The sequence below is a fragment of the Phormidium sp. CCY1219 genome (genome assembly GCF_055795085.1).
Window position 1 is genome coordinate 19,101 of record NZ_JAYFEQ010000974.1, and the last position, 11,487, is coordinate 30,587.

General features: G+C 49.7%; 11 protein-coding genes. 8 read left to right on the forward strand and 3 right to left on the reverse strand.

The window, feature by feature from the left end:
- Positions 1-22: 22 nt before the first annotated feature.
- Positions 23-526, forward strand: a complete 504-nt coding sequence (locus AC0QH1_RS31450) for a thylakoid membrane photosystem I accumulation factor (RefSeq protein WP_324635376.1) — start codon at positions 23-25, stop codon at positions 524-526.
- 574 nt (positions 527-1,100) lie between these two features.
- On the forward strand, positions 1,101-2,528 hold the full coding sequence (locus tag AC0QH1_RS31455; RefSeq protein WP_324635367.1) for a sugar transferase: 1,428 nt from the start codon (positions 1,101-1,103) through the stop codon (positions 2,526-2,528).
- 56 nt (positions 2,529-2,584) lie between these two features.
- Here the strand turns inward: AC0QH1_RS31455 and AC0QH1_RS31460 are convergent, their stop codons facing one another.
- Together AC0QH1_RS31460 and AC0QH1_RS31465 are read right to left on the reverse strand one after the other, a co-directional pair.
- A complete protein-coding gene (locus AC0QH1_RS31460) occupies positions 2,585-3,169 on the reverse strand; it encodes a D-glycero-alpha-D-manno-heptose-1,7-bisphosphate 7-phosphatase (RefSeq protein ID WP_324635368.1) in 585 nt (194 codons plus the stop codon).
- 78 nt (positions 3,170-3,247) lie between these two features.
- Positions 3,248-4,222, reverse strand: a complete 975-nt coding sequence (locus tag AC0QH1_RS31465) for a glycosyltransferase family 9 protein (RefSeq protein WP_324635369.1) — start codon at positions 4,220-4,222, stop codon at positions 3,248-3,250.
- Positions 4,223-4,591: 369 nt separating this feature from the next.
- On the opposite strand from AC0QH1_RS31465, the gene ispD reads away from it, so the two are divergent.
- Positions 4,592-5,275 carry a 2-C-methyl-D-erythritol 4-phosphate cytidylyltransferase gene (ispD, locus tag AC0QH1_RS31470; protein ID WP_324635370.1) on the forward strand — a complete coding sequence of 228 codons (684 nt, stop codon included), beginning with the start codon at positions 4,592-4,594 and terminating at the stop codon, positions 5,273-5,275.
- Between the two features lie 32 nt (positions 5,276-5,307).
- Here ispD and AC0QH1_RS31475 read toward each other — a convergent pair whose 3' ends face one another.
- Complete coding sequence (locus AC0QH1_RS31475) at positions 5,308-6,123, reverse strand: SirB1 family protein (protein ID WP_324635371.1); 816 nt, start codon at positions 6,121-6,123, stop codon at positions 5,308-5,310.
- 197 nt (positions 6,124-6,320) lie between these two features.
- Here AC0QH1_RS31475 and lgt point away from each other — a divergent pair, with 197 nt between their 5' ends.
- From lgt to AC0QH1_RS31500, 5 genes are all read left to right on the forward strand, one after another.
- A complete protein-coding gene (gene lgt, locus AC0QH1_RS31480) occupies positions 6,321-7,187 on the forward strand; it encodes a prolipoprotein diacylglyceryl transferase (protein WP_324635372.1) in 867 nt (288 codons plus the stop codon).
- Positions 7,188-7,320: 133 nt separating this feature from the next.
- Positions 7,321-8,208, forward strand: a complete 888-nt coding sequence (cobM, locus tag AC0QH1_RS31485; protein WP_324635373.1) for a precorrin-4 C(11)-methyltransferase — start codon at positions 7,321-7,323, stop codon at positions 8,206-8,208.
- Between the two features lie 36 nt (positions 8,209-8,244).
- The gene (locus AC0QH1_RS31490; protein WP_324635374.1) at positions 8,245-8,724 is read left to right on the forward strand and encodes a flavin reductase family protein; all 480 of its coding nucleotides are present in this window, start codon (positions 8,245-8,247) and stop codon (positions 8,722-8,724) included.
- 184 nt (positions 8,725-8,908) lie between these two features.
- Positions 8,909-9,262 carry a phenylpyruvate tautomerase MIF-related protein gene (locus AC0QH1_RS31495; protein WP_324635375.1) on the forward strand — a complete coding sequence of 118 codons (354 nt, stop codon included), beginning with the start codon at positions 8,909-8,911 and terminating at the stop codon, positions 9,260-9,262.
- A 726-nt stretch (positions 9,263-9,988) separates the two neighbouring features.
- Positions 9,989-11,068, forward strand: a complete 1,080-nt coding sequence (locus AC0QH1_RS31500; protein ID WP_324635377.1) for a Gfo/Idh/MocA family oxidoreductase — start codon at positions 9,989-9,991, stop codon at positions 11,066-11,068.
- Positions 11,069-11,487 lie beyond the last annotated feature (419 nt).

The following is an 11,487-nucleotide window of genomic DNA, read 5'->3' on the forward strand; positions in this document are numbered from 1 at the left end:
GGTGGCGATCGCCCTGGGGTGTATGTGCTTCCTCGGGACACCCATCGCGATCGCCGGCATTAACGACGATAACTTTGACGGCAATATCTACGCCCTCTATGGCGGCAATGGATCCTTGGTGCCCCCGAGAGTCTCCTTGGCCCAGTCTCTCGATCGCGACGATCGCGCCACAATTTTGGTGTACTACCTGGAAGACAGCAGCGACTGCAAGCAATTTGCGATCGTCGTGTCGCAAATTCAGTCCTTCTATGGTCGCGCCGCCGATATTATCCCCTGGAATGTGGATGCAATCCCCGTCAAACAGACCTACTCCCCCACCGAACCGGGCTATTATTACGAAGGCGTGGTGCCGCAAACCGTGGTTTTGGATAAATCCGGCAAGGTGGTTTACAACGGTGTGGGACAAGTACCCTATGAGGACGTCGATGATGTGTTGCGCGAGGTCTATGACTTATTGCCGCGATCGCAATCCGTCGAACTCAAGCGGCGTCCGCTCAATGAGGTCAATACTGAACTGACCCCTTAATCCCAAACTCCCCAACTTCACCCCGCAAAAAATTAAGAATTAAGAATTGAAAAATTCTTAATTCTTAATTTTTTAAGTTACATCAATACCGCTTTTTCCGAATTTTATGGGTTGACAAAAAAACCTCAATGTGGTATTGACATCGAATCCAGTCCCGAAAATCGCCACAAATCCTTGGGCTGCGAATGAATATCACTTCAAACTTCCGGAAAATTACTGATGCGTCTGTACCTTCACATCCGAAAAAATAAGGGAGTAGCTGTAAAAAAGTGGGAGATCGATGGTAAAAGGCGACATCGCGCCAAACCTTGCCATTGAATCGACTCCCTTCTATGAGTTGGAGCTGTCAGAGGAACTGGTCTGGTAACAGAGCATGTGTTGAAGTTCGACCCATGTCGCAAAGGCTGTTCTACAACCCCATGACACACTTCATTCGGTGGCGATCGCTCACCCAACAATTAAATAACTCATGGCTCTGTCTCTAGCGGGTGGCATCTACTAAACGATTGGTGTTAAAAAATAAGCATACCCAAAAAGGGGAAATAAACCCGTGTTTGATGCATTCGACAAGAACATGCATAACAAAAGGCTAGACATCCGCGCTCCACTTATTGCCCAGCTCAGTAGCGGCACTGGGATCGGCTCCCTGCGAGTGCTGGTTCTCCTAGCGCTCGATGGCCTCTCAATCGCTTTTGCGTGGCTATTAGCGGATGAACTGGGAACACCAGTTGGTTCGTTTCGTCTACTTTCTGCTAATGCCGAGCGCCCCGGCTTTTTACTGCCCATATTAGCGATCGCAATCGGCATGCTCGCCGCATCCGGACTCTACAGCACCGACGACCGACGGCGTGACTTCTTTAATCTGATTAAATCTCTCAGTTTGGCCCAGTGCGTTTTATTAATTATCGGCTATCTTTACGAGCCAGATGTTATCATCTCCCGCTCCACATTATTGTTGTCCTGGATATTTAGTCTGGCTTTTGTCCTCACCGAACGATTAATCCTGCATTTATCCATTATTTATCTGCGTCAAAAAGGCGCAATTCGACAACGGATTGGATTAATCTGTCAACCTAATGATATTGAACCCGCAACCAAATTTATCACCAAAGCCAAACAATATCTGATCTGCCATGTGGAAGAACTCTCCACCCGCGATCGCAACACCGATTGGTCCGAGATGATTGAAGGACTTCGCAAAAAACATGTGGGCGAAGTCTTTGTCTGTTCTACCCTCTCGGTGAAAGAACAAATTTATCTCTACTGGGAATTGAAGCGCGCCGGAATCCACTTACGGATTGTTCCCCTCGGTTTAGAACTACCCATTCAGTGGAGCGAAATCAAAATGGTCAATGGCATCCCCAGCATGAGGTTTCGTTCCCCGCCGATTATTGGAGGAGATTATTGGATCAAACGCAGCTTCGACCTGATCGCCGCCACGATTCTTCTGATTCTATTCAGCCCGCTCTTAATCGGATTGGCGATCGCCATCAAACTCGACTCTCCAGGCCCGATATTTTACAAACAAACCCGCGTCGGTCTCAAAGGCAGACATTTCAAAGTCTGGAAGTTCCGCACGATGGTCACCAATGCAGAAGAGTTACAAAAAGAACTCGAAGCCAAAAACGAAATGAAAGGCGGCGTCATGTTCAAAATGAAAGACGACCCCCGAATTACCCGCGTGGGTAAATTTATTCGTCGCTATAGTTTAGATGAGATTCCGCAAATTCTCAACGTCTTAAACGGCGAAATGAGTTTAGTCGGTCCTCGTCCTTTCCCCTTGCGCGACGTGGCTCACTTTGACGAACATCACTTTATGCGCCATGAAGTATTGCCCGGAATCACCGGACTCTGGCAAGTCTCGGGACGTTCTGATGTCGTCGATTTTGACGATGTATTCCGTCTCGATATGACCTACATCCAAAACTGGTCGGTCTCCCTAGATTTTCAGATTTTGTTCCAAACCGTGAAAGTTGTCTTGGCAAAAGAAGGAGCGTATTAGAAGTCCTTTATCATTTGTCATTTGTCCTTCGTCATTGGTCATTTGTCATTGACCAATTACGCCTGGGGTTGCTGACAAATCCAGTTTGCGGCATCGGCTAAATCCGACGCCAGATAATCCGGGTGGGTGTGGTGTTGATAGTCCCCCCGGTAGACGCGATCGCCGTAGCCGGTTTTAACTAAAATGCCCCGACAGCCCGCATTATGGGCCAGATCCACATCCGTCGCCTTATCCCCCACCATAAAACTGCGGCGCACATCGAGATCCTGTTCCCAAGCCGCCGCCACCAACATGCCCGTATTCGGTTTGCGCCAAGTGCTCCAGCGGGTAAATTCTGGGGTTTTGCCTCCTTCCGGAGGGCTGAGATAGGGACAAAAATAGAGCGCGTCCAACCGCGCGCCGGCTTCAGCGGCGAGTAACTGACACAAACGCTCGTGCAATGCCTCCACATGAGCGATCGGGTAATATCCCCGCGCCGGACCGGATTGATTGGACACCAAACAACAAAAAAACTGGCGATCGTTCAATCGCCGCACGGCTACAGCCGCACCGGGAATTAAATGCAGGTCGTCCACCCGGTGGATATAACCCACTTCTTGATTGAGAACGCCGTCTCGGTCGAGGAATACTGCAGATTTCATAACCACAAAAAATGAAGAATTAAGAACTAAGAATTAAGAATTTTCTCAATTCTCAATTCTCAATTCTTGACCTTAATGCTAGCCGCCCCAAACCTTTTCCAAAACAGTTTTTGGGGAAATATCGGCCATATTGCCCGTCGGAGACGCGATCGGGATATAGCGATCGCCAGTTGGGAGCAACTTTGCCGGATCCGTCGGACCAAACAGAGCGATGGTGTAAGTTTGCACCGCCACCGCTAGGTGCATGGGGGCACTATCGGTACACAGCATCAGATTCGCAGCGGCGATCGCGGCAGCTAACTTGCCCACATCTGGGGGAGAAGTCACCTTCACACCCGGACAGGATCGAACCAACCGATCGCATAACCCTCGATCCGAGGGCCCTTGAACCAAAACCACCGGCAATTGGGGCTGACGTTCTTGAAGATCCGTAATAATCTCCTGCCAATTCTGCGCCGGGTAGATTTTATCAAGTCCTTTTGCTTGCGAGAGTTCGCTCGCGCCGCCGTGGATCAGGATGTAGCCACTTTCTTTTACCCCCAGTCGTTCCTGTTCCTCCTCCGCCCATCGCAGATCCTCCTTGAGCAACGTCACCGACAGTTCGGGACAAGGAGTGGTAATCCCGAACCCTTGCAGCAAGTCGTGGTACATAGAAGCCGCGTACTGGTCGGGATTCAGGGGTACCGGGTTAGTCAGGAAAAACGAAGGAGAAGTGCCGGCATAGCCGATCCGGGTCGGGATTCCGGTTAGCCAGAGCAACAAGCCGATCGCCGGGCGCTGTCCGAGGGATAAAACCGCATCGTATTCGCGATCGCGCATGATGCCAAGTAAATTGCCCCAATCAGCCAATCCGTTGCGATCCTTAAAATCGAACGGAAGCACCTGTAGGGACTTGTCATGGAATAACTTGCACACTCGGTAGGCACCTTTCGACCGAGGCTCCACAATAACATCTATCTGTGCGTTGGGATAAAACCGTTTGAGGTCATCCAACGTCGGGAAAAACAAAATTTGGTCGCCAATTCCGCCAGGGACAAGGGCCAGTATTCGCATCTCGATGGATTGTGCTTACTGAACAAATTTATTGTACGCGAAGATATACCTAATGCGATGATGAATGCAAAATCTACCCTCTAGCAGCTTTCCCTTCCAGCCTGCCAATGGCATCGCCGCTCATCATCGCCAACTAATACATCGGCTAATACAATAGCCCCAGTTTACTGATTCTGAAACAATAGGTAGTGTTTTTGCCAGTCTATGCAAGCGGGGGTGGCCGTAGCGCCGATTTATTACCACATATTTCTCATTTTGTCAACCCCATTGCCGGGAATTTTGACCCTTTCTTCGATTTTCTTTAGGCGTCAGCCCACGCGAAGCGCCACCCCCAAACCACCATCGACCACCAACTTTAGGAAAACAACCGTGCATTTATTGATTCCAGCAGCCGGGATGGGACGGCGAATGGGCAGCAACCGCAACAAATTGCTCCTGACCTTACTCGAACAACCTCTGATCGCTTGGACCCTTAAAGCCGCCAATACATCGGAGCAAATTACCTGGATCGGCATCATCGGCCAACCAGCAGATTGGCCCGCATTTAAAGCCATTCTCGCCAGCCATCCCCTCACCAAACCCCTCGAATTCATTCAAGGAGGAACCACCCGCCAAGAATCCGTCTATAACGGCTTGCAGTCCCTCCCCCAAAACGCAACCCAAGTGTTAATTCACGATGGCGCGCGCTGTTTGGCCACCCCAAACCTATTCGATCGCTGCGCTCAACGCCTGCGCCACTCTCCCGGACTGATTGCGGCTATCCCCGTCAAAGACACCATTAAAATCGTCGCCGATCGCTCTAACCTGATTCAACAAACCCCCGATCGCCGACAACTATGGGCCGCCCAAACCCCCCAGGGATTTAACGTAGCGCAACTCAAACACTGCCACGACAAAGCCCGCCAACTTGCCTGGGAAGTCACCGACGATGCCGCATTATTTGAAAAATGCAGCCTACCAGTGGAAATCGTCCCCGGGGAAGAAACCAACCTGAAAGTTACCACCCCAATGGATTTAGCGATCGCCGAATTTATCCTCAGACAGCGGCTTTAACCCCAATCACTCTCCGGTGGGCATTGCCCACCCTACCCCATCCTTTGTAGGATTTCGCGAATCACCGACACATCCGCCGCATCAGGCGCGATCTCCAAATAACTCTCTAAATCCTGACGCGCCTGCGTCCAGCGACGGCTTTGATAGTACAGCAATCCGCGATCGCGCAAATTCACCGCCGAATCCGGAAATATCAACAAAATCCGCTCGATCGCCGCCAGACAGCGTTTCGCATCGCTCCCCTGTAGGTAAATTATTTTCAAATTCGTCAGCATCCGCACCAAAAACCCCTTGGGCGCGATCGGTTTTAAAAACTCCGGTTGCAGCGTCACCGACTGACCGTAAATCTGACTCAAACGCTGCTCGCAATCTTGCGGAAACATCACCTCCCCGCCATTAAACGCATCCACAAAAATGCCAATCTCCTCCACATCCGGGCGCATCAGAAAATGTCCCGGCATTCCAATGCCCACCATTGGAAACTCCAACCGCCGCGCGATTTCCAGATACACCAAAGACAAGGTAATCGGAATTCCGGTGCGGCGATCGATGACTCGATTCAGAAAGCTATTGTCCGGGTTGTAGTAATCCGACGTATTGCCCGTAAACCCCAAATCTTCATAGAGATATTGGTTCATCGCCTGCACGATTCGCAAAGGGTAGCGTTCCTCGGGCAAGCGATCGCCCACCTCCGCCGCCATCGTATCCAAAGCATTGAGATATTCTGCCGGATCCAGTTCCGCATACTCTTCTTGTGCAATGTAGAGCGCTGCCTTTGCTAAATCGATTTGCTCCTCGGGTTGATGAATTTCTCGATAAAAATATTGCCGCGCTAAGGGAAAGTCCATAGTATCTCGGTGCTGGTGCGATTTTTCGACTCACGACGCTTGGCTGCGCCCATCCTATGAGAAGATAGCAAAGAATCGATATGTTCTGGCTAATTTCCGGGCATCTACCAGGCACGCCTCTCGCACCCGGGGAAGTGAATGTCCCTCCCCAAAGGCGCGACGCCACTGTGTTTCCCCACCCCCAAACTTCCCCTGTTATGGATATTTCTACGTTAACCTTAGGGTTTCAATTTACTTCCCCCGGTCCGGAAATTGTCGATATCGGACTGGTAACTATCCGTTGGTACGGGTTGTTAATTGCCGGCGCTGTACTCATCGGCGTCACTCTTTCCCAATATCTCGCTCAGCGCCGAGGCGTCAGACCCGAGTTACTCGGGGATTTAATCTTCTGGTTGGTGTTGGCGGCAATTCCGGGGGCGCGCATTTATTACGTTTTGTTTCAGTGGCCGATCTACGCCGACGACCTCAGCCAAATTTTTGCCATTTGGAAAGGGGGAATTGCCATTCACGGAGCCATCATCGCCGGGGCGATCGCTACCGCCATTTTTGCCCGGGTGCAAAACATCTCTTTTTGGCAACTGGCAGACTTGGTGGCTCCTTCCGTCATTTTGGGTCAGGCGATCGGACGGTGGGGCAATTTCTTCAATTCCGAAGCCTTTGGCGGACCGACGGATTTGCCCTGGAAACTCTACATTCCACCCCAATCTCGTCCCCCCGCCTATATGCAATTTGAATACTTTCATCCCACTTTTCTTTATGAGTCTCTGTGGAATTTAATGGTGTTCGCCTTGTTGTTATTTTTATTTTTTAGAGATTTGAAAGGAAAACCAAATTTGAAAGTCGGTACGTTATTTTTAACCTATTTGGTCGCCTATAGTTTGGGGCGATTGTCGATTGAAGGATTGCGAACCGATAGTTTAATGCTCGGGCCGTTGCGAATTGCCCAGTTAGTCAGTTTAGCAGGAATCGCCTTGGGATTGGCCGGGTTAGGGTGGCTTTATCTGTGGAAACGACCCTTGCCCGATGTGGTCTCCAGGCGCGATCGCTCCTCTGGCTCTTCCTAACCTTTATCGCCAAAAAAAAAGAAAACCCTAGAACGAATTCTAGGGTTTAACCAGGGTGCATCTACCACTTTTTTATCTACGAGTCCCCTCGGTTGCATCCGGAAGTCTTAGGTAAATTAACACAAGAATTTTCATGTCTGAAGCAGCAACTCAAACTAACCCGAAAGCGGGTCTTTTTCCCCTCGCACCTGCCGTTTACATTGTCGGTGCAGGACCAGGGGATCCGGATTTACTCACCGTCAAGGCACAGAAAATCCTGGCGCAAGCTGATGCGATTCTCTATGCGGACTCCTTAGTGCCAAAACAAATCTTGCACGGAGTACGCCCGGATGCAGAGTTAATTCCCACCGGGAATAAAACTCTGGAAGACATTTTGCCGCTGATGATTGCCAAGGTGAACGCCGGTGAGTCGGTGGTTCGCCTCCACTCTGGGGATCCGACCCTCTACGGTGCGGTTTACGAGCAAATGGAAGCTTTAGCTCTCGCGCAGATTCCGTTTGAGATTATTCCCGGGATTAGTGCATTTCAAGCAGCGGCGGCGAAACTCAATGTGGAACTGACTGTGCCTCAATTGGTGCAGACGATTATTCTGACTCGCATCAGCGGGCGGGCCTCATCGGTTCCGGAAGCTGAAGAATTGGCAGGATTGGCGGCGCATAAAGCCAGTTTGTGTTTGTATCTGAGCGCCCGCCACGTGGAACGGGCACAGGAAAAGCTGATGCAGCATTATCCGGCAGATTTAGCGATCGCCATCTGCTATCGCGTGGGATGGCCCGATGAAAAAATTCTGCTGGTACCTTTGGAAGAAATGGCGGCAGTGACTCACCGGGAACATTTGATTCGCACCACCATGTATTTGATTAGTCCAGCTTTGGCCGATCGCGGCTCTGAAGGGGCGATCGCGCCGAAAAAGCGATCGCGTCTGTACCATCCCGAACATCGCCATCTGTTTCGTCCCGGTCGCCCCCACAATGGCGATGCTCTCCAAAAGGCAGATCCCCAAACGGAGACGACGCGATAAACTGATCGCAAGTTTATGCCTCGGGTAAACAAGTCAATGTTAGACGAACAAGCAAAAAAAACAATCCTGCGAAAAATTCCCCACGGTCTTTATATCTGTGGGGTGAAGCATGAGGACAATCTCAACGGGTTTACCGCCAGTTGGGTGATGCAGTCTTCTTTCGATCCGCCGTTAGTGGTGAACTGCGTCAAGCGCGACTCTGGATCCCACGCGATGATCGAAGCTAGTGGCGTGTTTGCCCTCAGCGTCTTGGAAGCCGGCCAAAAGGATATCGCCCAAAAGTTCTTTAAGCCCCAAACTCGCGTGGGAAACAAGTTTGAGGATGTGGAGTTTTATGTGGGCCAAACCGGCTGTCCGATTATTTCCGATTCCCTCGGATATGTGGAATGCAAGGTGGTGGATGCAGTGAAAAAGGGCGATCACACCGTATTTATCGGCGAAGCGATCGCCGCAGGCGTCCACCGCGATGGCGAACCCCTCTTACTCGAAAGCACCGGCTGGAATTACGGTGGCTAGGGCGTCGGGGCACTCGCGCAGACCAACCGATCTGTGCGTAGCAACCAATCACAGAAAAACCCGGTTTCAACTCTGCTGTTGCTCAAACTGAAGCGACGCCCTCCCATGGTAGCAATGGCGTACCCTCTCTACCCCTTTGTTACCATTGTGAACCGATTTCCCAAACCCAATGACTGTGTGAATTATGCCTCTGATTAAAGTTCAAACTTCTGTATCCGCACCGGCAAAAGCTGACGTGGAAAACATGCTCAAGCAGCTTTCTGCAAACTTGGCTAAGCATCTGGGGAAACCGGAATCTTACGTGATGACGGCTTTTGAACCTGATGTGGCTATGACCTTTGCTGGCTCCCTCGACCCGGTTTGCTATGTGGAAATTAAAAGCGTCGGGACTATGGGGGGCGATCGCACCAAGTCCATGAGTCAGGACTTTTGCGGGCAGATTAGTCAAGCTCTCGCTGTCCCGGAAAATCGCATCTACATCGAGTTCTCTGATGCGAAAGGTTCTATGTGGGGCTGGAATGGCTCTACTTTTGGTTGAGGTTTAAAATGCTTTAAATCCTCTTTTCAGTCACCAGTGCGTTCGCTGGTGACTTTTTTGCCGAGTTTATACCGAACTTTTGTTAAATTTACCCTTGACAAAATTCGCCAATTTTGTTAATAAAAACCTTGGCAAATCGAGGCATACTTCTCTATTTTTATCCCCACAACAGCCCTGCTTGGCTTACCTTTTTTATCGGTATTTTTTGGCGTGAAAATCAATATAATATTTTTTAAAATAACCCAAAACAACTATCATTTTTAAAGTTAAACTATCCCCTAAAATCCGCCATTTTTCCACAAAACTCTCCAAGGTTTAACCTCAAAAATAAAAGACTCAACTCTCAATTTAAACCGAGTGTTTCCCCCGGCTTTTCTGTCATTAAAAGGAAAAAACCACCCCTCGCCTCCGAATTTGGGGCATGGAAAGCCGCCCAGTTTAGCTGTGGGGTCAAACCCCTCGCCCTCCCTGAACCGCAATTCCCTCAACCCAGAAAGCCAATGAAAAATTGCCGAAAAATATTTCCCCAACAAAACTCAACCCCCCGGGGGAGTTTCTTCTACCCCAGGTAAAAACCCATCTGGAACTAGCCCTCAACTTAGTGAATCTTTACAAACAGATTAGCTGTGATAGTATCTGAATGGTTTTAAACCCTAGATGTCTATCTATAGCTAGACTCTAGTCTTTTGGTGGTGGAGGAGAAATCCAGGAGTGCAAAATAATCGCATGTCAGCTTGGCAATTCAATCGTTATAGTCCGCGAAGTCAGCCGGAACCCCTACGAATAGGTGTAATCGGCGTGGGCAATATGGGACAGCACCATACCCGGGTGCTAAGTTTGTTAAAAGATATCGAGTTAGTCGGTGTTGCCGATATTAATGTCGAACGCGGACTCGATATTGCCAGCAAATATCGCATTCGCTTTTTTGAAGATTACCGCGACTTGCTTCCCCATGTGGACGCCGTTTGCGTCGCAGTTCCCACCCGAGTGCATCACTCGGTGGGCATGACTTGCCTCCAATCGGGAGTCCATGTCTTGATCGAAAAACCCATTGCGGCAAGCATTTCTGAGGCGGAATCCCTGGTGAATACCGCTGCAGAGTCGGGCTGTATCTTGCAAGTCGGTCATATCGAACGCTTCAATCCCGCATTCCAAGAACTGAGTAAAGTTCTCAAAACCGAACCCGTTCTAGCCCTCGAGGCCCATCGCATGAGTCCCTACTCTAATCGCGCTAACGATGTTTCGGTGGTCCTGGATCTGATGATTCACGATATTGACCTGTTGTTGGAATTAGCCGCCGCGCCAGTGGTCCGACTCACCTCAAGTGGCAGTTGTGCCTGCAAAAATGACCCCGATCGCAATTCCTATCTCGACTACGTGACGGCAACTTTGGGCTTTGCGAATGGAGTAGTCGCAACCCTGACTGCTAGTAAGGTGACTCATCGCAAACTTCGCCGGATTGTCGCCCATTGCAAAAATTCTTTAACTGAGGCGGATTTCCTCAACAATGAAATTCTAATTCATCGGCAAACTACGGCAAATTACATGACCGAATACGGTCAGGTACTTTACCGTCAAGATGGGTTAATCGAAAAGGTGCATACCAGCAATATCGAACCCCTACACGCTGAATTAGAACATTTCATCCATTGCGTTCGCGGCGGAAATCAACCGTCGGTTGGTGGCGAACAAGCGCTCAAAGCGTTGCGTTTGGCTAGTTTAATCGAACAAATGGCTCTCGATGGTCAAGTTTGGAACCCTCAAGACGAGGTTAATTGTCTCAGTCCGCAAGCGATCGACTGGTAGAAACTCGCTGAGAATGGCCGAACTCTCTATCCGCTTTGTTTCTATCCGATCGCCTCTGAGGTTCATTCATTTCTGTTTCCCTCGCATTTACTTACCCGCTAAAACACACAATTCGTCCGCTTTTGATTTTTCCGATTGGTTCATCGCTCCTCATCTTTCTATTGCTTTGTTTTTCTCTATCTTTGCCCCTTTGAATGCCAAAGCACAACCGGATTGGCACCCCAGTGAAGTCTCGGGAGTTATTTTATAAGCATTTATGCAACATAATTTGCACGTTATTTGCACCCTTGCGTACCCATTGACTCAAAGCTCCAACGGATCCATCGCCGCCAATGATTCGGCCCAGAAATGAAGAAAAAAAATTGACAAAAAAAGGCGGGCGGGGTAGAATATATTCATAATGGGGGCAAAGCTTAAAC

What these genes read in the sequence shown, in the direction of transcription:
- AC0QH1_RS31450 (WP_324635376.1), top strand. Translation starts at nt 23, where the DNA reads ATGTGCTTCCTCGGGACACCCATCGCGATCGCCGGCATTAACGACGAT.
- AC0QH1_RS31455 (WP_324635367.1), top strand. Translation starts at nt 1,101, where the DNA reads ATGCATAACAAAAGGCTAGACATCCGCGCTCCACTTATTGCCCAGCTC.
- AC0QH1_RS31460 (WP_324635368.1), bottom strand. Translation starts at nt 3,169, where the DNA reads ATGAAATCTGCAGTATTCCTCGACCGAGACGGCGTTCTCAATCAAGAA.
- AC0QH1_RS31465 (WP_324635369.1), bottom strand. Translation starts at nt 4,222, where the DNA reads ATGCGAATACTGGCCCTTGTCCCTGGCGGAATTGGCGACCAAATTTTG.
- AC0QH1_RS31475 (WP_324635371.1), bottom strand. Translation starts at nt 6,123, where the DNA reads ATGGACTTTCCCTTAGCGCGGCAATATTTTTATCGAGAAATTCATCAA.
- lgt (WP_324635372.1), top strand. Translation starts at nt 6,321, where the DNA reads ATGGATATTTCTACGTTAACCTTAGGGTTTCAATTTACTTCCCCCGGT.
- cobM (WP_324635373.1), top strand. Translation starts at nt 7,321, where the DNA reads ATGTCTGAAGCAGCAACTCAAACTAACCCGAAAGCGGGTCTTTTTCCC.
- AC0QH1_RS31490 (WP_324635374.1), top strand. Translation starts at nt 8,245, where the DNA reads ATGTTAGACGAACAAGCAAAAAAAACAATCCTGCGAAAAATTCCCCAC.
- AC0QH1_RS31495 (WP_324635375.1), top strand. Translation starts at nt 8,909, where the DNA reads ATGCCTCTGATTAAAGTTCAAACTTCTGTATCCGCACCGGCAAAAGCT.
- AC0QH1_RS31500 (WP_324635377.1), top strand. Translation starts at nt 9,989, where the DNA reads ATGTCAGCTTGGCAATTCAATCGTTATAGTCCGCGAAGTCAGCCGGAA.